The organism is Saccharopolyspora cebuensis (genome assembly GCF_039542665.1).
GTDB classification, from domain to species: domain Bacteria; phylum Actinomycetota; class Actinomycetes; order Mycobacteriales; family Pseudonocardiaceae; genus Saccharopolyspora; species Saccharopolyspora cebuensis.
The window spans coordinates 253246-274023 of record NZ_BAABII010000005.1 but is presented as its reverse complement, the minus strand read 5'-3'; the positions used below and the strand labels follow the sequence as shown (position 1 = coordinate 274023).

The 20778-nt window shown below is 74.1% G+C and carries 19 protein-coding genes; 6 read left to right on the top strand and 13 right to left on the bottom strand.

Annotated elements, in window-relative coordinates; genetic code table 11:
- Window positions 1-12: 12 nt before the first annotated feature.
- Window positions 13-993, top strand: a complete 981-nt coding sequence (locus ABD976_RS11020; protein ID WP_345361352.1) for a hypothetical protein — start codon at window positions 13-15, stop codon at window positions 991-993.
- A gap of 4 nt (window positions 994-997) precedes the next feature.
- On the opposite strand, the gene ABD976_RS11015 is transcribed toward ABD976_RS11020, so the two are convergent.
- The 5 genes from ABD976_RS11015 to ABD976_RS10995 form a co-directional block, all read right to left on the bottom strand.
- Entirely contained in the window at window positions 998-1690 is a 693-nt protein-coding gene (locus ABD976_RS11015) for a type 1 glutamine amidotransferase domain-containing protein (protein WP_345361349.1), read from the bottom strand.
- A 22-nt stretch (window positions 1691-1712) separates the two neighbouring features.
- Entirely contained in the window at window positions 1713-2507 is a 795-nt protein-coding gene (locus tag ABD976_RS11010) for an SDR family NAD(P)-dependent oxidoreductase (protein ID WP_345361346.1), read from the bottom strand.
- A gap of 74 nt (window positions 2508-2581) precedes the next feature.
- Window positions 2582-2794 carry a hypothetical protein gene (locus ABD976_RS11005; protein WP_345361343.1) on the bottom strand — a complete coding sequence of 71 codons (213 nt, stop codon included), beginning with the start codon at window positions 2792-2794 and terminating at the stop codon, window positions 2582-2584.
- Window positions 2794-2976 (bottom strand): hypothetical protein, encoded by a 183-nt coding sequence (locus ABD976_RS11000; RefSeq protein ID WP_345361340.1) that lies wholly within the window; start codon window positions 2974-2976, stop codon window positions 2794-2796. Before ABD976_RS11000 ends, ABD976_RS11005 begins: the two co-directional genes overlap by 1 nt.
- A gap of 84 nt (window positions 2977-3060) precedes the next feature.
- The gene (locus tag ABD976_RS10995) at window positions 3061-3876 is read right to left on the bottom strand and encodes an SDR family oxidoreductase (RefSeq protein ID WP_345361337.1); all 816 of its coding nucleotides are present in this window, start codon (window positions 3874-3876) and stop codon (window positions 3061-3063) included.
- A 203-nt stretch (window positions 3877-4079) separates the two neighbouring features.
- Here ABD976_RS10995 and ABD976_RS10990 point away from each other — a divergent pair, with 203 nt between their 5' ends.
- From ABD976_RS10990 to ABD976_RS10980, 3 genes are all read left to right on the top strand, one after another.
- Window positions 4080-4649, top strand: coding sequence for a DJ-1/PfpI/YhbO family deglycase/protease (locus ABD976_RS10990; protein ID WP_345361334.1), 570 nt, complete (start codon window positions 4080-4082; stop codon window positions 4647-4649).
- A 35-nt stretch (window positions 4650-4684) separates the two neighbouring features.
- Window positions 4685-5677, top strand: a complete 993-nt coding sequence (locus ABD976_RS10985; RefSeq protein ID WP_345361331.1) for a zinc-binding dehydrogenase — start codon at window positions 4685-4687, stop codon at window positions 5675-5677.
- Between the two features lie 121 nt (window positions 5678-5798).
- Complete coding sequence (locus tag ABD976_RS10980; protein WP_345361328.1) at window positions 5799-6623, top strand: SDR family oxidoreductase; 825 nt, start codon at window positions 5799-5801, stop codon at window positions 6621-6623.
- Between the two features lie 66 nt (window positions 6624-6689).
- Here the strand turns inward: ABD976_RS10980 and ABD976_RS10975 are convergent, their stop codons facing one another.
- The 7 genes from ABD976_RS10975 to ABD976_RS10945 form a co-directional block, all read right to left on the bottom strand.
- A complete protein-coding gene (locus ABD976_RS10975) occupies window positions 6690-8177 on the bottom strand; it encodes an MDR family MFS transporter (RefSeq protein ID WP_345361325.1) in 1488 nt (495 codons plus the stop codon).
- A 403-nt stretch (window positions 8178-8580) separates the two neighbouring features.
- The gene (locus ABD976_RS10970; protein ID WP_345361322.1) at window positions 8581-10041 is read right to left on the bottom strand and encodes a GntP family permease; all 1461 of its coding nucleotides are present in this window, start codon (window positions 10039-10041) and stop codon (window positions 8581-8583) included.
- 57 nt (window positions 10042-10098) lie between these two features.
- Window positions 10099-10242 carry a hypothetical protein gene (locus ABD976_RS10965; RefSeq protein ID WP_345361319.1) on the bottom strand — a complete coding sequence of 48 codons (144 nt, stop codon included), beginning with the start codon at window positions 10240-10242 and terminating at the stop codon, window positions 10099-10101.
- Between the two features lie 12 nt (window positions 10243-10254).
- Window positions 10255-11841 (bottom strand): aldehyde dehydrogenase (NADP(+)), encoded by a 1587-nt coding sequence (locus tag ABD976_RS10960; RefSeq protein WP_345361316.1) that lies wholly within the window; start codon window positions 11839-11841, stop codon window positions 10255-10257.
- Window positions 11838-12767, bottom strand: a complete 930-nt coding sequence (gene kdgD / locus ABD976_RS10955) for a 5-dehydro-4-deoxyglucarate dehydratase (protein WP_345361313.1) — start codon at window positions 12765-12767, stop codon at window positions 11838-11840. The genes ABD976_RS10960 and kdgD overlap by 4 nt, the downstream gene beginning before the upstream one ends.
- Before the next feature lie 164 nt (window positions 12768-12931).
- Complete coding sequence (locus ABD976_RS10950; protein WP_345361310.1) at window positions 12932-14332, bottom strand: MFS transporter; 1401 nt, start codon at window positions 14330-14332, stop codon at window positions 12932-12934.
- A 158-nt stretch (window positions 14333-14490) separates the two neighbouring features.
- Complete coding sequence (locus ABD976_RS10945; protein WP_345361307.1) at window positions 14491-15087, bottom strand: TetR/AcrR family transcriptional regulator; 597 nt, start codon at window positions 15085-15087, stop codon at window positions 14491-14493.
- Between the two features lie 142 nt (window positions 15088-15229).
- On the opposite strand from ABD976_RS10945, the gene ABD976_RS10940 reads away from it, so the two are divergent.
- Window positions 15230-16795 carry an acyl-CoA synthetase gene (locus ABD976_RS10940; RefSeq protein ID WP_345361304.1) on the top strand — a complete coding sequence of 522 codons (1566 nt, stop codon included), beginning with the start codon at window positions 15230-15232 and terminating at the stop codon, window positions 16793-16795.
- A gap of 18 nt (window positions 16796-16813) precedes the next feature.
- Window positions 16814-18010 (top strand): acyl-CoA dehydrogenase family protein, encoded by a 1197-nt coding sequence (locus ABD976_RS10935; protein WP_345361301.1) that lies wholly within the window; start codon window positions 16814-16816, stop codon window positions 18008-18010.
- A gap of 6 nt (window positions 18011-18016) precedes the next feature.
- On the opposite strand, the gene acnA is transcribed toward ABD976_RS10935, so the two are convergent.
- Window positions 18017-20671, bottom strand: coding sequence for an aconitate hydratase AcnA (acnA, locus tag ABD976_RS10930; RefSeq protein ID WP_345361298.1), 2655 nt, complete (start codon window positions 20669-20671; stop codon window positions 18017-18019).
- Between the last annotated feature and the right edge of the window lie 107 nt (window positions 20672-20778).

Here is a 20778-nt window from a genome sequence, read left to right as displayed (position 1 = left end):
TAGGGTCGCCGGATGGGCTCGTTCGCCGATGTGCTGCTGTCCGGACCGCGCGGACGCCGGTTGTGCTGGTGCGCCGCCGGCGGGCGGCTCGACCCCGGCGCGGCCGATGCGGTCCTGCACCGGGACGTCGAGGTCTCCGACCTGCTGGTCGCCTTCGCCGATTCGGTGGCGTGCGCGATGTACTGGCAGGAGCCCGACGACGTGGACCTGGCGCTGGCCGCGCCGGAAGCGGTGCGCGAGCTGCGGCCCGCCGCCGAGGCGGTCGCCGCCGCCTCCGGCACCGGGTGGTGGTTCGAGCCGATCGGCGCGGACCAGCGGTACGTGCGGTGGGTGGATCCCGTCGTCCCCGCCCCGGAGCTGACCGGTGCGGCGGACCGGCTCGCCCGGTGGCGCGCGGCGACCGTCGAGCTGGAGGCGGCCTGCCGCGCGCGCGACGTCGCGCTGGACGCGCCGGTCAGCGGAACCTGGTGGTCCACACCGAACCGGATGGAGATCGTGACCACCACCCGACCGCTCCCCGGTCTCGGGGCGGCCGGCCTCGGGGCGGTCGGGCTGGTGCTGGACGAGGACTCGCTCGGGGTCCCCGAGGCGATCTGCCACCCGCTGCGCCCGGCGCGGGAGTCCCGCGACCACGAGATCCGGATACACGAGATCCGCGGCGCCGCGGACTGGTGCGCGCTGGTCGAACGCTATCCGCTGGAGGTGACCGCGTCCCGGCGCCACGACTGGTGGCGCGCCACGGGGACCGACGCGCGCTGGCTCATCCCGGACTACGCGGCGGTCGCCGCCGACCACGACGCCGTGCACCTCACCGCCGCCGCGTACCTGGAAGCGGCGGGCCGGGCGCTGCCGGTCGGCGACGCGGCCACCGTCCTGGCCGGGTGGAACGCGGACGAGACCTGGTGGCTGACCGACGTCCTCGGCCCCGCGGGCGCCCCGGAGCGCTGGTGCGAGGACGAGGACGACCCGGTGGGCTGGGCCCACACCTCCTGACCGGTCAGGCCAGCGCCTTGACCAGCTCGGTGGCCAGCGGGGCGGCCGAGGCCGGGTTCTGCCCGGTGTGCAGGGTGCGGTCGATGACCACGTGCGGCGACCAGGGCTGGCCTTCCTGGAAGTCCGCGCCGAGCCGCACCAGCCGGTCCTGCAGCAGCCACGGCGCGCGGTCGGCGAGCCCGGTCTGCTCCTCCTCGGCGTTGGTGAAGCCGGTCATCCGGTACCCGGCGAACGGCGTGCCGCCCGAGTGCTCGGTGGCCAGCAGCGCGGCCGGGGCGTGGCAGACCACGCCGAGCGGCGTGCCCTCGGCCAGCGCCTCGTCGAGCACCCGTGCCGAATCGGCATCGCAGGACAGGTCCTGCATCGGGCCGTGCCCGCCGGGGTAGAACACCGCGTCGTAGTCGCCGACGTCGACGTCGGCCAGCGCGATCGGCTCCTCCAGCTCGGTGAAGGAATCGAGGCCGCGGGCGATGTCCTCGGCCTGCCGCTGGCCGCCGTTGGCGTCGGCGGTGAGGCTGCCGCGGTCCACCGGCGGGACCACGCCGCCCGGCGTGGCCACGGTGACCTCGTGGCCCGCCGTGCTGAACACCCGGTAGGGCGCGACCGCTTCCTCGGCCCAGAAGCCGGTCGGATGGGCGGTGCCGTCGACCAGCGTCCAGTGGTCGGCTCCGGTCATCACGAACAGGATCTTCGCCATCGGTGGTCCTCCTGGATGCCGCTCAGCGCTCGCCGGAGCCGGGCCCGGCGAGCTGCCGGTGCGCGGCCGCCTTGGCCCGGTCGGGCACGACGTGCCCGGCGGCGGCCTGCGCCTTGGTCCGCATCGACCCGGCCACGACCTTGCCCCGGCCCGCCAGCAGGGCGCGCAGGCCCTGTTCGGCGACTTCGGCCGGGTCGTCCTTGGTCGACCGGCCGATCCGGGTGTCGTCCATGCCCGCGCGGTGGAAGAAGTTCGTCTCGGTGGGTCCGGGCATCAGCGAGGTGATCGTCACGCCGGTGTCCTTGAGCTCCTCCTGCACCGCCTCGGCGAACGACTGCAGGAACGACTTCGAGGCGTTGTAGACGGCCTGGTAGCTGCCGGGCACCATGGCCCCCACCGACGAGCTGATCAGCACCTTGCCCGCGCCCCGGCGCACCATGTCCGGCAGCAGCAGCTTCGCCAGGTGCAGCGTCGAGCGGATGTTGAGGTCGACGACGTCCATCTCGTCGGTCAGCGCGTTGTCGACGAACGCCCCGCCCTGGCCGACCCCGGCGTTGAGCAGCGCGACCGCCACCGGGCGCCCGGTGGCCCGGACCGCGCCGTGCAGCTGCTCGACGCCGTCGGCGGAGCGCAGGTCGGCGCGCACCGACCGCACCGTGGTGCCGGTGCCGGCGAGCCGGCCCGCCGCCGGTTCCAGTCCGCTGTCCTCGGCGTTGACCAGCAGGTCGTAGCCCTGCTCGGCGCACTGCTTGGCCAGTTCGAACCCGATCCCGCTGGACGCGCCGGTCACCAGCGCGAGTTCTCGCTCCTCACCCATGCACGTCGCTTACCCGATCGGGTCGCCGACCACACCCGGTCACCTGCCGCGCCCCCGCACCGCCACGCCGGGGATCACACCGGAGGTCGGAGGCCGGGCAGCAGGCCGGCCCCGTCGCACTGCGGGCAGGGCCGCCATTCGCCCATCGTCATGCCGGTGGTGAGCTCCTCGGTCGCCTGGATCTCGTACAACCGGGGTTCGCTGATCTTGCGGAACCCGCCGCAGCTGTAGCAGACGGTGTTGCGCCCGCGCTCGAAGGCGGAGCCCTCCGGCTGTTCGGACGGCATCAGCCGGTCGCCCCGCGCTCGCGCGGCTGGTCCGGGCGTTGCCGGCAGTGGCGGCACCGGCCGTCCCCGGCCACCGTCGAGACCTCCCCGCTGCTGGACAGGTACAGGCGCGGGCGGGACACCCGGCCCGTCCCGCGGCAGGCCCGGCAGGGCACCGTCGGGCCGTTCTCGTCGCTGGTCACCGGACACCTCCTGTTGCGGACCGGTGGGCCAGCTTGCCGGACCCGTCCACCGGCCCGCAATCCGGGCCCCGCCCGCCGCGCCGGTCAGGGGACCAGCACCGTGGGCTGCGCCTCCGGGCGCATGACCGCGTCCGTGCCGCCGTCCACGACGAGCACCGCGCCGGTGGTGAAACCCGCTTCCGGGCGCAGGAACTGGTGCACCCAGAACGCGATGTCCTCGGGCCGCCCGAAGCGGCCGACCGGCAGCGGCGTGGCGAATTCGTCCGGGTCCTGCGCCGCCGCGTCACCGGTCGACCCGAGCATGAGCGGGGTGAGCACGGCGCCCGGCGCGATCGCGTTGAGCACCACTCCGCGGCGGGCCCACTCCGGGGTGACCGCGGTCCGGCGCACCCACCGGGCGAGGGCGAACTTCGACGACGCGTAGGCCGCGATGCTCGGCGCGGCCCCGGACGAGGTGGCCCGGGTCGTCGCGGCCCGCTCGCGGGCCCCCGCCTCGTCACCGGCCAGGGCCAGCCGGACCAGTTCCTCGTCCACCGCGGGCACGGTGGTGGCGGAGTTGGACCCGATCACCACCGCGCGTCCCGCGCCGGAGCGCTCCAGCGCCGGTCGCAGTCCGTCGAGCAGGGCCACCGGGCCGAAGTGGTTGATCGACACCACCGCCGCCGCGTCCGGCAGGTCCGGGCCCACCCCGGCGACCGCCGCGACCCCGTCCAGGACGCCCCCGGCGAGCGACAGGACCTCCTCGACCGCGTGCCGCCGACCCGATTCGGTGCCCAGGTCGGCGACCACGTCGGCATCGCGCAGATCGACGCCGAGCACGGTGTGCCCCGCCGCGCGCAGCTCCGCGGCGCTGGCCGCACCCATTCCCGAGGCCGAGCCGGTGACCGCGAACGTTCCCATGTTCCTCATCCCCCGTGGTTCTCGAACGACTCCGGCCACCAGTCAACCAGGGCCCGGGCGCCCACCGCGCAGCGCTGCGTCGCGCGGTGGGCGGCGTTAGCGTGGGATCTCCGCCGGGACGGGGTGCCGCCCGCGGTCCCGGCGCGGAACCCTGCCGGAAGCCAACGGTCTCGCGGTGCCCGCGAGGCGGGGAGGAGCGCGGCATGGCCGACGCGGACGTGACCGGAGGACGGGTGCTCGCCGTGGTGAGCAATCACGGGGTGGAGCAGGACGAGCTCGTCGTGCCGGTGAACCACCTGCGCGAGCGCGGTGCGCTGGTCGACGTGTGCGCGATCACCGGCGATCCGGTCCGGACGCTGGTCGGCGACCAGGACCCGGGGCAGGTGGTCGAGCCCTCGAACGAGCTCGCGTCGGTCGATCCCGGTGCCTACGACCTGCTGCTCGTCCCGGGCGGCACGCTCAACGCCGACGCGCTGCGCCAGCAGGCCCGCGCGGTGGAGATCGCGCGATCCTTCGCCAGGACGGGGCGGATCATCGCCTCGATCTGCCACGGACCGTGGTTGCTGGTCGAGGCCGGGGTGCTCGACGGCAAGAACGCGACGTCCTACGGGTCGCTGGCCACCGACATCCGCAACGCGGGCGGGCAGTGGGGCGACGACGCCGTGGTGCGCGACGACGCGGCCGGGTGGACCCTGATCACCTCGCGCGGGCCGGACGACCTGCCGGACTTCCTCCGCGAGGTCGAGGCGGCCCTCGGCGCCGCCACCGCGTGAGACCCCCGTCCCGGCCGGTGGCCTAGCCTGGCGGGATGAGCAACGGAGGAACGGACATGCGGGCCGCGCTGCTCGACGGACCCGGCGCGCTGCGGATCGGTGCGCTGCCGGTCCCCGACCCCGGGCCGGGGCAGGTGCGGGTGCGGGTCGAGGCGTGCGGGCTGAACCCGGTGGACTACCAGGTCGCCGCCGCGGCTCCCGCCGACTGGACGTTCCCGCACGTGCTCGGCCTGGACGTGGTCGGCGTCGTGGACGCCGCGGGCGAGGACGTGCCCGACGTCCGGCCGGGCGAGCGCGTCGCCTACCACGGTGATCTGCGCAGGCGCGGCGGCTTCGCCGAGTTCGCGCTGGCCGACGCCGCCGTCCTGGCGCCGGTGCCCGCCGGGGTGGACCCGGTCAGCGCCGCCTGCCTGCCCGCGGCCGGGATGACCGCGTACCAGGCGCTGGTCCGCCGCCTGCACGTCGGCGCCGACGACGTCGTCCTGATCACCGCGGCGGCCGGCGGGGTGGGCGGTTTCGCCGTCCAGCTCGCCCGGCTGCTCGGGGCCCGCGTGCTGGCCACCGCCTCCGAGCGCAATGCCGAGCACGTGCGCCGGCTCGGCGCCGACGAGGTGATCGACTACCGGGTCGAGGACGTCGCCGCCCGGGTGCGGGAGCTGACCGGTGGGCGCGGGGTGGACGCCGTGGTCGACACCGTCGGCCCCGAGTCGGCCACCGCCAACCTCCGGCTGCTCGCCCACGGCGGTGGCCTCGCCGCCGTCGCCGGGCGGCCGGACCCGACCGCGGTCGCCCCGTTCACCCTCGCGCCCTCGATCCACGAGATCGCCCTCGGGGCCGCCTACAGCAGCGGTGACGAGCGTTCCCGCGCCGACCTGCCGGTGATGCTCGCCGAACTGCTCGGGCTGCTCGAAGCAGGGCGGGTGGAGCCGATGCTCAACCGCGCGGTCGACCTGGCCGACCTCCCGGCCGCGCTGGACGAGCTGGCCGGTCGCCACGTGCGGGGCAAACTGGTGCTCGCCTTCGGCTGAGCGCGGCGGGTCAGTCCGGGCTGGGCTCGGCGGTCCGCGGTTCGTGGGGCGGTCACCCGTGCAGCGTAGGCTCGCCGACAACCGTCGGGTGATCGACAGGTGTTGACGAAGGAGCGGGCGCATGGGGCAGCAGGTCGTCGTGGTCGTCGGGGTCGGCGGGATGGGCGTGGCGATCGCCCGGCGCCTGGGGTCCGGGGCGCGGCTGCTGGTGGCGGACGTCGACCAGGAGACCTTGGGCGCCGCCACCGGTGAACTCGAGGGCGAGGGCTACGCCGTGACCGCGGCGCCCGTCGACGTCTCCTCCCGCGATTCCGTCGCGGCGCTGGCCAGGCAGGCCGCGTCGCTGGGCGAGGTGCGGACGGTGGTGCACACCGCCGGGCTCTCGCCGGTCCAGGCACCGGTGCCCGCGATCCTGGCGGTGGACCTGCTCGGGGTCGCCCTGGTGCTGGACGAGTTCACCGAGGTCATCGCCTCCGGCGGGGCCGGGGTCGTGATCGCGAGCATGGCGGCGCACGGACACCCCGGCTTCTCCCCGGAGCAGGCCCGGGAACTGGCCACCGCGCCGGCCGACCGGTTGCTGTCCCTGCCGGTGGCGGCCGAGTCGCAGTTCCCGCACGCCGGTGCGGCCTACGGCTTCGCCAAGCGCGCCAACCTGCTGCGCGTCCAAGCGGCGAGCGCCACGTGGGGGGCGCGGGGCGCGCGGATCAACTCGATCAGCCCCGGCGTGATCGCCACGCCCATGGGCCGGACCGAGCTCAGCGGTGAGCACGGCGACTCGATGCGGATGATGATCGAGGCTTCCCACGCCCAGCGCCCGGGAACGCCCGCCGACATCGCCGAAGCCGCCGCCTTCCTGCTCGGACCCGCCGCGAGCTTCATCTCCGGCACCGACCTGCTGGTCGACGGCGGGGTCACCGCGGTGGGAGCCGCCGGCCGGCTCGGCTGAGCCCGCACGCGACGGCCCCCGGGCGAGAGCGCCCGGGGGCCGTTCAGCTGCGCCGAGGGGCGCCCGTCACTCGGACGCCGCGCGGCTCGGCTCCCGCTCGGCCCGGCCGGTGTCGACGGTGCGCGGGGTGGCCGCGGCCGGTCGGCGGACGAACAGCGACGTGACGAACGCCAGCACCCCGATCCCGCCCGCGACGAGGAACGCCAGGCGCAGCCCCGACGCGTCCGGAGCCCCGGACGGATCCGTCGTGCCCAGGGCGGCCACCGTGACGAACACGGCGGTGCCGAACGCGCCCGCGACCTGCTGGAGCGTGGACAGGATCGCGCTGCCGTGGGAGTAGAGGTGGTCGGGCAGCGCGCTGAGCGATTCGGTCATCAGCGGGGTCATCATCAACCCGAGACCGGCCATGAGCAGCACGTGGATGCCGATCACCGAGGCCAGCGAGGAGTCCGTCCCGAGGGTGGCGAACAGCCACAGCGACACCGCCATGGCCAGCGATCCCGGGATCACCAGCGGACGCGCGCCGAAGCGGTCGAACAGCCGACCCACCGGCCGTCCGAGCATGCCGAGCACCAGCCCACCGGGCAGCAGCGCCAGCCCGCTGACGAACGTGCTCGTGCGCAGGACCGTCTGCAGGTACAGCGGCAGCAGGATCGACGCGACGCCCAGCAGGCACAGGAACAGCAACGCGGTCAGCACCAGGGCGACGCTGAAGGAGCGGTGGGTGAACGGCCGCAGGTCGAGCAGCGCGCGGTCCTGGCGTTGCAGGCGGATCTGGCGCAGCACGAAGGCGCCCAGCGCGACGAGCCCGATCACGATCGGCGCCCACGGCGGCACCGCGTGCTCGCCGCCGCCGGATTCCCCGATGGAGGACAGGCCGTAGAGGATGCCGCCGAAGCCCAGGGCCGACAGCACGACCGAGACCAGGTCCAGCGGCACCGCGCGGGTCTCGCCGTCCAGGCGCATCAGCACCGCCCCGGTGGCCAGCGCGGCCAGCGCCAGCGGCAGGACCAGCCAGAACATCCAGCGCCAGCCCAGCGAGGCCAGCACCGCCCCGCCGACCGTCGGTCCCACGGCGGGGGCGACGGCGATGACGATGCTGATCGTGCCCATCGTCGCGCCGCGCTTGTCCCGCGGCACCAGGCGCATCGCCGAGGTCATCAGCAGCGGCAGCATGACGGCGGTGCCGCACGCCTGCACCACGCGCCCGACCAGCAGCACGGCGAATCCCGGTGCGAGTGCGCTGACCAGCGTGCCCGCGCTGAACAGGATCAGCGAGGCGAGGAAGACCTGGCGCGGGGTGAACCGCTCCAGCAGGAAGCCGGTGGTGGGGATGACCACGGCCATGGTCAGCAGGAAGCCGCTGGTCAGCCACTGCACGGTGGTGGTGGGGACGCCGAGGTCGACGCTGAGGGCGCGCAGCGCCACGCTCAGGATCGTCTCGTTGAGGATCATCACGAACGCCGAGATGACCAGCACGCCGATCAGCACGGGAGCGCGCGGCGGTGCGGTGCCGTGGTCGGACGCCGCGGTCGCGGGTCTCGCGTGGGGCATGGTCGGGAACACCTCGCAGGAGTGGTTCGGTTCGGCCGCCGGAGCCGGTCGGCTGATGCGTTCGGCAGGGACGTGCGGGCCGGGTGTCGCCGGTGACACCGGTGCTGCGTCCGCCGCTGCGGGAGGGCGGGTGTCCAGCCGCGCCCTTGCGGCCCCGAGCAGGCGATGGCGCCACCCAGGCGCACCGAACCCCACCCGCGTCCGGGCGGGTGGGGTTCGGTGGCCCTGCGTCGTTCGGTCGCCGTCGTGCTCGGGGCCCCCAGCGCCGTGGCGCAACGCGACGAGGCGTTGCGCGGCAGGCGCACCCCGCACCGCAGAATTGTACTGGCCGGGCCGACAGCGCGGCTCGTCATTTTCCGCGGGGGTCCTCCGGGCACATCGGATGCGCCGGCGGCCGGGTCGATCAGGTGAGCGCGAGCACGCCGCTGAGCGCCGCGGCGATCAGGAAGGCGAAGGTCCCCATGAGGGTCTCCATCATCGTCCAGCTCTTCAGCGTGGTCTTGATGTCGATGTCCATGTAGCGGTTGAACAGCCAGAACCCCGAGTCGTTCACGTGCGACAGGACGGTGCCGCCCGCGGCGATCGCGATCACCACCAGCGCGATCTCCGGCTGGGACAGGGCGTTCTGCTGGATCAGCGGGGCCACGATCGGCGCGGTGGTGACGATGGCGACCGTCTTCGACCCGAGCGCGACGCGCAGCGCCGTGGCGATGAGGAAGGCGAGCACGATCAGCGGCAGCGCGGTCGCGCCGAGGAGGTCGGCGAGCGCCCGGCCGGCCCCGGTCTCCTCCAGGACCGCGCCGAAGATGCCGCCCGCGCCGGTGACCAGCAGCACGAGCGCCACGGGGCCCAACGAGGCGGAGGCGGCCTTCTCGATCTTCGCCATGCTGGCGCCGCCCCGGATGCCCAGCACCCAGAACGAGAGCAGGGTCGCGACGGTCAGCGCGACCACGGGCGCACCGATGAACTCGACGGCGCTGCGCACCGGACCTTCCGGCAGGACGAGCGCGGCGAAGGTGTGCAGCATGATCAGCACGACCGGCAGCGTGATGACCAGGACCGTGGTGCCCAGCGAGGGCGGCGCCTGGGTCGTGACAGCGCCGCCCCCGGTCGAGCCGCCCCCGGGCGCCTCGTCCGGTTCGTCGCCGGACAGGCCCGCCGGGGCCGGGATGCCCAGCCGGTCGCCGATCTTGACGCCGAACACGTAAGCGCCGAAGAACCACGCGGGCAGGCCGCAGACCAGGCCCATGACGGCGACCCAGCCGAGGCTCGCGCCGAGCAGGCTCGCCGCCGCCACCGGACCGGGGTGCGGGGGCAGCACCGCGTGCATGATCGCCAGACCGCCCACCGCCGGGAGCGCGATGGTGATCACCGAGCGGCCGGAGCGGCGGGCGACGGCGTAGATCAGCGGCAGCAGGATGATGAAGCCGACGTCGAAGAACACCGGGATGCCGAACACCAGCGCGGTCAGCCCGACCGCCAGCGGAGCGCGCTTCTCGCCGAACGCCGCGAGCAGCCGCTCGGAGAGGACCCCGGCCGCGCCGGATTCCTGCATCATGCGGCCGAGCATCGCGCCCAGCGCGACGATGATGGCGATCTCGCCCAGCGTCGACCCCATCCCGTCCTCGAGCACGGCGGGCAGCTCCGCCGGGGAGATCCCGGCGGCCAGCCCGACGACCCCGCTGACGAGGAGCAGTGCGACGAAGGCGTGCAGCTTGACCTTGACCACGAGCACCAGGAGCAGCGCGATGCCCCCGGCGACGATCAGCAGCAGCGCCCAGGGCGGCAGGCTCGCCGCGGGCGCCGCTTCGTGGGCGGCGAGCAGGCCGTTCCCGAGCGGGGTTTCGTTCCCTCTCGCAGGCATCATTGCCTCCTGTGGGTATGCGGGGGCCCGGCGGCGGGTGAGTCGCCGCCGGGCCCGTCAGGTCTGGTCGAGGGCCGGGCGCTCGCGGTCGGAGGTCCGGCCGGGGGTGCGGTACCGCGTCGCGGCGCCCGCGCCGGTGCGCCGGCCGCGGGTGACCAGCGGTGCGCGGGCGCCGGCCACCACCGGAGGTGCGGTGGTCATGCGGTCGCCCCTTCAGCGGGTGCCGAGCTCGCCGTCCACGTGGCGCCGGATGCCGTCCGGGTTGCCATCCGCGATCGCGCTCGGCAGCAGGTCCGCGGGGACGTCCTGGTAGGCCACCGGCCGCAGGAAGCGCTCGATCGCGAGGCTGCCGACCGACGTGGTGCGGGAATCCGAAGTGGCCGGGAACGGTCCACCGTGGACCATCGCGTGCCCGACCTCGACCCCCGTCGGCCAGCCGTTGAACAGGATCCGCCCGGCGATGCGCTCCAGCACCGGGAGCAGCTCGGCGGCTCCGGGGTGGTCCGGCCCGTCGGCGTGCACGGTGGCGGTGAGCTGCCCTTCCAGCGCCTCGGCGAGGGCGCGGACCTCGGTGGCGTCCGAGCAGCGGACCACCAGCGCGCTGGCCCCGAAGACCTCCTCGTGCAGCGCCGGATCGGCGGCGAAGCTCGCGGCGTCGGTGACGTGCAGCGCGGGTCGGCAGCCGTGCGGCTGGTCCGCATCGGAACCGCGGGCGAGCACGTGCACCGCGTCGTGGTCGGCCAGGGCGGACACGCCTTCGGCGTAGGAGCGGGCGATGCCCGGGGTGAGCATCGGAGCGGCCGCGGCTCCAGCCAGCTCGGCGGCCGCGACCTCCTCGAACCGCCGCAGCCCGGGGCCGTCCACGGCGATCACCAGGCCGGGGCTGGTGCAGAACTGGCCGGCCCCGAGGGTGAGCGAGCCGACGAAGCCGCGCGCGATCTCCTCGGCCCGCTCGGCCAGCGCTGCGGGCAGCGGGAACACCGGGTTGGTGCTGCTCATCTCGGCGTACACCGGGATCGGGCGCGGTCGCGCGTTCGCCGCCGCCAGCAGCGCGGTCCCCCCGGAGCGGGACCCGGTGAACCCGACGGCCCGGATGCGCGGGTCCGTCACCAGCCGGACGCCGAGATCGGGGCCGCGGCCGAACAGCATCGAGAAGGTGCCCGGGTCGAGACCGCAGGAGGCGATGGCCTCGGCCACCGCACCGGCGACCAGCTCCGAGGTGCCGGGGTGGGCGTCGTGGCCCTTGACCACCACCGGGCAGCCCGCCGCCAGGGCCGAGGCGGTGTCGCCACCGGCGACCGAGAAGGCCAGCGGGAAGTTGCTCGCGCCGAACACGGCCACCGGCCCGAGCGCGATCCGGCGCTGGCGGATGTCGGCGCGGGCCTGCGGCCGGCGTTCCGGCTGGGCGGGATCGATGCGGGCCCCGGCCCAGCTCCCCTCGGCGGCGACCGACGCGAACAGCCGGAGCTGACCCGTCGTGCGGGCCCGCTCCCCGGTCAGGCGGGCCACCGGCAGCCCGGTCTCGGCGTGGGCGCGTTCGATCAGCGGGTCGCCGATCGCCTCGATGCCGTCGGCGATCGCCGACAGCAGCCGCGCCCGCTGCTGCCCCGTGGTGTTCCGGTAGCTGCGGAACGCCTCGTCGGCCGCCGCGCACGCCCGCGCGACCTCGTCGGCGCCGCCGTGGGCGAACTCGGGCTCCAGCGGCTCGCCGGTGCTCGGGTCGACGGCCCGGTACCGCGCGCCACCGCCGAGCACGGGCTCTCCGGCGATCAGCATGCGGCCGGTGGGTGCGGTGCTCATCGACGCCCTCCTTCCGGCAGCGCGGCGACCAGGTCGGCGAGCATGGCGAGTTCGGCGTCGTCGAGGTCCACCAGCGGACCGCGCACCGGCCCCGCCGGGCGGCCGACGACCTTCATCCCGGCCTTGACGATGCTCACCGCGTACCCCGCGCGCCGGTTGCGGATGTCGCAGTACGGCAGGACGAACTCGTCGAGGTAGCGGTACACCGCGGCGCGGTCGCGCTCCCGCACCGCGGTGTGGAACCGGAGGGCGAACTCGGGGACGAAGTTGAACATCGCCGAGGAGTAGGTGCTCACGCCCAGTTCGAGGTAGGGCAGCGCGAAGGTCTCCGCGGTGGGCAGCCCGCCGATGTAGAGCAGGCGGTCACCGAGGCGGGTGTACAACCGGGTCATCTTCTCGATGTCGCCCACGCCGTCCTTGAACCCGACCAGGTTCGGGCACTCGTCGGCCAGCCGGGCCACGGTGGTGTCCTCGAAGACCGCGTTGGCCCGGCTGTAGAGGATCACGCCGAGGTCGGTCGCCGCGCACACCGCCCGGACGTGCGCGGCCACCCCCTCCTGGGGCGCCTCGGTCAGGTAGGGCGGCAGCAGGAGCACGCCGTCGGCCCCCGCCCGCTCCGCGGCCCTGGCGAGCTCCACCGCCGTCGCCGTCCCGTAGCCCGCCGGGGCGATCACCGGCAGGTCCGCCGGGGTTTCCCGGACGGCGGCGGTGACCACCGCCGACACCTCGTCCGGGGTGAGCGAGAAGAACTCGCCGGTCCCCCCGGCGGCGAACAGCCCGGCCGCGCCGAATCCGCCGAGCCAGCCGATGTTCTCGCGGTAGGCGGGTTCGTCGAAGCTCAGGTCGTCGCGGAAGTGCGTCACCGGGAACGACAGCAGCCCGGAAGCCAGTCGCTGCGCGACTTCGGGCGCCGAAAAGCCTGGCATGGCTCGGTTCTCCTCACTGGGTGCGTCGCGGCTCGCGTGGCGCGGCCGGTGTGCGGTGACACTAGGTCCGGTGATCGATGCACGTCCAACTCCGAAGTGGCATCGAGCGATGCCGACGAGGCATCGTCCGCGTGGTGCCCCGCCGAGCTCCCGCCCGCGGGCGGTCACGATTCGCGGGAGCCGCCCTGCAGGTCTTCGAGGCTGCGTCCGGCCGTCCGCAGGCCCCAGAGCGTGAGCACGACCGCGCCCGCCGCCAGCAGACCGCCCAGCATCGCGAACACCCCGCCGAAGCCGAGCCCGGCGTGGAGGTAGCCGATCGCGACGGGGGCCGCGATGGCGCCGAGCCGCGCGATCGCGCTGGCCACGCCCATGCCGCTGGCCCGCAGCGCCGTCGGGTAGATCTCCGCCGTGTAGGCGTACAGCGGCGAGGCGACACCGTGCAGGCAGAAGGACAGCGCGACGGTGCAGGTGAACATCGCCGCGGCGCCGTCGGCCGCGCTGAGGCCCGCCGCGCACCCGACGCTGGCCGCCATGAACAGGACGATGGTCCACTTCCGGTCGAGGTGCTCGCTGAGCATCGCCGCGAGGTAGTAGCCCGGGATCTGGGCGAGCGCACCGGCCAGCGCGAAGCCGAAGCTGGTGGCGAGGGTGAACCCTTCGAGGACCAGCAGGGTGGGCAGCCAGGTCCCGTACCCGTACTGCGCGGCCTGGAAGGTGAACCACAGCAGGCACACCACCGAGCTCCGGCGCGCCATGCCCGGTCGCCACAGGGCGGCGAGCCGGCGCAGCGGCCCGGCGTCGTGCGTGCGCTCCTCGACGGGCTCCCCGGTCGCCGCCGGGGCGGCGACCACGGGGTCCCCGGCGGCCGCGGTCTCCCGCTCGAACCGCGCCACGATCCGCTCCGCCTCGGCGAGACGCCCCTTGCCGATCAGGAACCGGGGCGATTCCACCATCTGCCGCCGCCACCACAGCAGGCACAGCGCGGGCAGGACGCCGAGGACGCACGCGATCCGCCATCCCGACTCGGGGTTCGGGCTGATCACCAGCACCGAGGTCAGCGCGGCCAGCGCGTGCCCGACGCCGAGGAACATCATGGTCCGGCCGATGCTGCGACCGCGGTGGCGTTGCGGGAGGAACTCCGACACGTACGGGACGATGGCCGTCGCCTCGGCGCCGAGCCCGATGCCGCTGAGCACCCGCCACAGCGCGAGTTCGCCGGGGCCGGAGGCCGTCGCCGCGAGGACGGTGAACACGACGTAGACCAGCAGGGCCCACATCAGCACCCGGCGTCGTCCGAGCCAGTCGGCGAGCACCCCGGCGATCAGCGCGCCGATGAGGAAGCCGACGAAGACCGAGGCGAGCAGCCACCCGGACGTGGCGGGATCCAGCGCCCACAGGGCGACCACCGCCGAGGCGGCGTATCCGAGCAGCACGCCGTCGAAGGATTCGAACAGGAAGCCCATGCCGCCCTGGAAGACCAGTCGGCGGTGGGGCTTGGACAGGGGCAGTCGATCGAGCCGGGCGATCAGCTCGGTACCGGTGGACCTCGGGGGCGATGCGGGCACGGGCCGCTCCTCACTGAACGACGATGTCCAGACCGGTCGCACCAAGAAAACAGACAGCATGTCCATTAGGCGACCGTGAGTACAGGACTGTAAGCGGCCCGGGCAGAGCGGCTCAAGAGCTCCACCGGAAGTGCGGCGAACGCCGGGGCGGTGACCGGTCAGTCCGGGGCGTCGAACCCGCTGGCCCAGTAGCGCCCGCGCACGGCGAGTTCGAGCAGCATGCGCGCGACCTCCTCGGCGGGCATCGGCGCGACGTCGTCCGCCGTCCACCACCGCAGGACGGCGACCTGCTCGCCGACCCACACCCGGGCCAGCAGGTCCGCGTCGATGCGCGGCGTGACGCCGTTGCGCTCCGCGCGCAGGCGGAACTCCTCGGCGGTCGCCTGCGCGCAGGTGTCCAGGAACAGCTGCAGGGGTTTGCCGTCGCCCTCGCCGCGCAGCACGATCCGGTACCGGTCGCGCTCCTCGCGCGCGTGCCGCAGCAGTTCGAGCAGCGGCTTGCCGGTGAACCCGACCGCGCTGCCGCTGATCGCCGGGCGCATCCGCGCCCCGAGCTCGGCGAGCAGGTCGGCGGTCACCGTGGCGAACAGGTCCTCCTTGCCCTGGAAGTGGCTGTAGAAGGTGGCGCGCGCGACGTCGGCGCGTTCGGCGATGTCCTCCACGGTGAGCGCGGTGAACCCGCGTTCGAGCACCAGCGCCACCAGCGCGTCGTGGAGCGCCCGCCTGGTGCGCTTGGTCCGCCTGTCCTCGGCCATCGCTGCCCTTTCCGTCCTCGGTCGTCGTGGCGCCGTTGTCGCGCGCGGTCAGTGTAGAGACCCCTTGACACCCGGAACGTTCATGGACACTGTGTCTGCAAATGGTCACTCTGTCGTATGGATCGCCGTGGAGGTCCGCCCCATGAACCTCGGTACCTACCTCGCGCGCAGCGCGAGGCACTGGCCCGACCGCACCGCCCTGGTCTGCGGGGAACGCACGTGGACCTACCGGGAGCTCGACCAGCGCACCGACCGGCTCGCCGCCGCGCTGATCGACGGGCTCGGCCTGCGCCCCGGTGACGCCGTCGCGTCGCTGGCCTGGAACTGCGGTGAGCTGGTCGAGATCGAGTTCGCGCTCTACAAGGCCGGCCTGGTCCGGGTCCCGGTCAACGCGCGGTTGGGTGCGGAAGAGCTCCGGCACGTCCTGCGGGACTCCGGTGCGCGGGTGCTGGTCCACGACGCGGCGCACGACGACGACGCCTCCGCCGCGGCCGGTCCCGGCCAGGTCCGGGTGCTCCTCGACTCCCCGGGCGGCCACCGCGCCGCGGAGACCCCGGTGGGCTACGACGACCTCGTCGCGGGAGGTGACCCCCGGCCGGTGGCCGTCGAGGTCGGTGCGGACGACCCCGCGGTGCTGAACTACACCAGCGGATCGACCGGCGCGCTCAAAGCCGCCGTCCAGACCTTCGGCAATCGGCTCGCCAACATGCGCAAGCAGCTCATGAGCCCGGAGTCGCGGCCGCGCCCGGACACCCGCTACCTCGCGTGCGGCCCGATCACGCACGCCACGGGCATGGTGCTGCTCAGCGGGGTCTTCGGCGGATCCACCACGCACGTCCTGCGCTCCTGGAGCCCGGCGGCGTTCCTGGACGCGGTGGAACAGGAGCGGATCACCGCCACGTTCCTCGTCCCGGCGATGCTGACCGCCGTCCTCGACCACCCGGGCGCGGCCGAACGCGACCTGTCCAGCTTGACCAGCGTGCGCATCGGCGGAGCGCCGGTGCCGCCGCAGCGCCTGCGCGCGGCGGTCGCCCTGTTCGGCCCCGTGGTCGCGCTGGGCTACGGGCTCGCCGAGACCACGAGCGTGGTGGCGGGGCTGGCCGGGGACGAGCTCGCCGCGGCCGTCGAGGGGGACCCCGAGCTGCTGCGCTCGTGCGGGCGCGCGGCCTACGACAGCGAGGTCCGGGTCGTCGGCGAGGACGGTGCCGACCTGCCGCCCCGGGAGATCGGCGAGATCGTCGTCCGGGGACCGGACTGCGTCACCCGGTACTGGAACGAACCGGAGCTGTCGGCGAGCGCGTTCCGCGACGGCTGGGTCCACACCGGGGACCTCGCCTGGATGCGGGAGGACGGCTACCTGTTCATCGTGGACCGCAAGAAGGACATGATCATCTCCGGTGGCTTCAACATCTACTGCACCGAGGTGGAGGCGGCGCTGCACGAACACCCCGCGGTCCAGGAGGCCTGCGTCGTGGGCGTGCCCGATGAGCGTTGGGGCGAGGCGGTGCTGGCGGTCGTGGTCCCGCGCCTCGGCCACCGGCCGACCGAGCAGGAGCTGATCGCGTTCTGCGCGGAACGCCTCGGGCGGTTCAAGAAACCGCGGTCGGTCGAGTTCGTCGCCGGGCTCCCGCTCAACCGCAACGGCAAGCTCGACCGCAAGGCGGTGCGCGAACCCCACTGGGCGGGCGCCGACCGCCGGGTGAACTGACGGGAACCGGAGTCGACGATGACCTTTTCGCTGCAACCCACCTACGCCGACCCGGAGCTGTCCGAACTGGTGCACGGGCTCCGCGACTACCTGGACGGGGAACTCGCCGAGTACGAGCAGGAACGCGGCCTCACCCGCTGGGGCCGCCTCACCCGCGCCGACTTGGAGCCGGTCTGGCGCCGCAGCCGGGAACTCGGCTTCTACGGCGTCCACCTCCCCACGGCCTTCGGCGGTCGGGGGCTGTCGCGCTCGGCGCTCGGCGCCCTCAAGGAGGAGATCGGAGCGAGCGCCCGCGTCCTCGGGCACAGCGTGCTCGGCGACATGGGCGGCCCGCTGCGCGCGGGTGACGTCCTGGAGCAGGCGACCGAGCAGCAGCTCCACCAGTACCTGCTGCCGGTGGTGCGCGGGGAGCGGGCCTGCTGCTTCTCGCTGACCGAAGCCGACGCCGGTTCCGACGTGCGGTCGATGCGGACCACCGCCGCGAAGGTGCCGGGGGGCTACCGGATCACCGGGCACAAGGTCTTCAGCTCGGCCGGCCCCTTCGCCGACTTCGCCATCGTGGTGGCCCGGATGCACGACCGCGAAGCGGCGTTCTCGGCCTTCCTGGTCGATCTGGACAGCGCGGGGTGCGAGGTCGTCGACGGGGCGACGCCGATGTCCGGTGAGCACGTCGAGAGCGACATCGTGCTCCGCGAGTGCTTCGTGCCCGAGGCGAACCTGCTGGGCGAGGAGGGCGAGGGCATGCGGATCGCGCTGGGCCGGGTGACGACCAACCGGCTCCTGCACTGCCCCTCGGTGCTCGGTGCCGTCCGCCGGATCATCGCGCTCACCCGGGAACGCGTCCTCACCCGGAAGGTCGCCGGCGGGCGTCCGCTCATCGAGCTGCAAGCGATCCAGCACAAGCTCGCCGACATGGCCACCGGGTACTACGCGGCCCGGTCGATGACCCGGGCGGCGCTGGAGGCGCTCGACGCCGGGGCCGACGTGCGCACCGAGGCGTTCATGTGCAAGTTGTTCGTCGCCGAGACGGCCTTCCGCATCGCCGACGAAGCGGTGCAGGTCTTCGGCAAGGACGGGCTCACCCAGGGCACCGAGATCGAGTTCCTGTTCCGGAAGATCCGGATGTTCCGGGTGCTGACCGGGACCTCGGAGGTCCAGCGCAACGGCATCGCCAAGGAGCTCGTGCGCGGTGCGCAGGAGCGCACCGGCCGGTGACCGCGGTCAGGTGAGCGCGCCGCGGACCACGTAGGGCAGGGTGCCGCCGTGGTGCAGGTAGTCGAGCTCGCTGCGGGAGTCCAGGCGCAACCGCGTGGTGAGCGACCGCTGCGCACCGCCCTGCCCGGTGATGGTCATCGTGACGTCGTTGTGCCCCACGACGAGCCGGTGCGGGACGGACAGCGCGATCTCGTCGTCGGCGCGAAAACCGTGGTCGTCGGCCGATTCCCCGGGCGCGAACAGCAGGGGCAGCACGCCCATGCCGATCAGGTTGCTGCGGTGGATCCGCTCGAAGTTCTCGGCCACGACCGCGCGCACGCCCAGCAGCGCCTGCGCCTTCGCGGCCCAGTCGCGGCTCGATCCGGCCCCGTAGTTGCGGCCCGCGACGACCACGAGCGGGATGCCCGCCTCGCGGCAGGACATCGCGGCGTCGTGGACGGGCAGCACCCGTTCGCCGGAGGCGTCGTGCGCCCGTCCGCCGAGACCGGGTTCCGCGGTGGGCAGCAGCCGGTTGACCACGGCGCGGTTGGTGAACGCGCCGCGCAGCATCACCTCGTGGTTGCTGCGGCGGGTGGCGTACTGGTTGAGGTCGTGCGGCTGCGTCCCGCGGTCGCGCAGGTAGCGCCCGGCGGCGCTGTCGGCGGGGATGGCCCCCGCCGGGGAGATGTGGTCGGTGGTGACGTCGTCGCCCAGCCACAGCAGGACCCGGCCGTGCCGGAAGCCGAGCTCGGTGCGGGGCGTGCGGGCGAGTCCGGTCAGGTACGGGGGCCTGCGGATGTAGGTGGACCCCTCGTCCCAGGGGAACCGGGTGCCGCTCGGCGCGGACAGCGCTCGCCAGTGCTCGGTGCCCTCCCGCAGCCTGCCCGTGTTGGCCCGGAACAGCTCCGGCCGCACGTGGTCGGCGACCACCTGCCGGACCTCGTCGTCGGACGGCCACAGGTCCGCGAGGTGCACCGGCGCTCCGGTGCGGTCCCGGCCGATCGGGGTGGTCGTGAAGTCGTGCAGCACCGAACCGGCGAGGGCGTAGGCGACGACCAGCGGGGGAGAGGCGAGGTAGGCGAGCGGCACCTTGGGGTTGACCCGTCCGGCGAAGTTGCGGTTGCCGGACAGCACCGCGGTCGGGACGAAACCCCGCTCGACCAGCTCGTCCATCCCGGGGTGCAGCGGCCCGGAGTTGCCGATGCAGGTCATGCAGCCGAACCCGGCGAGGTGGAAGCCGGTCCCGGCCAGCGGCGCGAGCAGCCCGGCGGCGTCGAGGTAGTCGCTGACGACCCGCGATCCCGGCGACAGCGAGGTCTTCACCCAGGGTTTCGCCCGCAGTCCCCGCTCCAGCGCGCGCCGCGCCAGCAGACCCGCCTGCACCATCAGCGTCGGGTTCGCGGTGTTGGTGCAGCTCGTGATCGAGGCGACCGCGATGCCGCCCGCCGGGACCGGCTCGTCGAAGCCGCCCGCCGTCGCGGCCTGCTCGCCGACCGCCGCGCGGAAGGTGCTCGGGACCTCCGACAACCGGACGCGCTCGTGCGGCAGCCGGGGGCCCGCCAGGCTCGGCTCCACGGCGTCGAGGTCGAGGGTGACCACCTCGTCGTAGTCGGGATCGGGTTCGGCACCGGTGCGGTGCAGGCCTTGCGCGCGCAGGTACTCCGCGACCACGTCGCGGTGCGCGGGTTCCCGCCCGGTCAACGCGAGGTAGTCCAGCGCGTTGTCGTCGAACGGGAAGAACGCGCAGGTGGCGCCGTACTCCGGGGCCATGTTGGCCACCGCGGCGCGGTCGGCCCACCCGAGAGCGGTGGCCCCCTCGCCGAAGAACTCGACGAACTTGTCGATCACCCCGTGCGCGCGCAGCACCTCCGTCGCGGTGAGCGCGAGGTCGGTGGCCGTGACGCCGCGGCGCAGCCGCCCGCGCAGCCGCACGCCGACCACGGTCGGGAACGGGATCACGACCGGCTCGCCCAGCATCGCCGCCTGCGCCTGGAGCCCGCCCACGCCCCAGCCCACGACGCCGATCGAGTTGATCATCGGGGTGTGGCTGTCGGTCGCCACCAGCAGGTCCGGGTGCAGCACCGGCGGTGTCCCGCGGGTGTCGGTCCAGACCACCCGGGCCAGCGACTCCATGTTGACCTGGTGGATGATCCCGGTGCCGGGCGGCACCACCCGGAAGTCCGCCAGGCTGCTCTCCGCCCACTTGATGAACTCGTAGCGCTCCCGGTTGCGCCGGAAGTCGATCAGGAGGTTGTTCCGCGCCGCGCTCGCGGTGCCGTACTCCTCGGCGATGACGGAGTGGTCCACGGTGAGGTCCACCGGGATCGCGGGCTGGAGCCGCGCGGGATCACCGCCGAGTTCGGCGACGCCGTCGCGCATCCCCGCGAAGTCGGCCAGCGCGGGCAGGCAGGTGGTGTCGTGCAGCATGATCCGGTTCGGGTGCACCGGCACCTCGCACTGCGCGGTGGGGTCCTGCGCGGTCGGGCGCTGCCCGGTGCGTTTCCGCGCCCGCCGCAGCACCGCCGGGAGCGCGTCGGGAGCCCGCCGCGCGACGTTCTCCAGCAGGACGCGGACCGCGTACGGCATGGCCGCCAGCTCCTGCTCGGAGGCGAGCCCGGCCAGCGGGAGGTACCGGTAGGTGCGTCCGCCGACGACGAGTTCAGCGGTCCTGGCGATGTCCATGACATGATTGTACTTGCGAGCGGACTAGTACAAAATGCGATGCGGATCGCGTTCGGCGCCACCGGCGGTCGGTGCGGTGGAGCTCGGGGCGCTCTCGACGTCCGGAG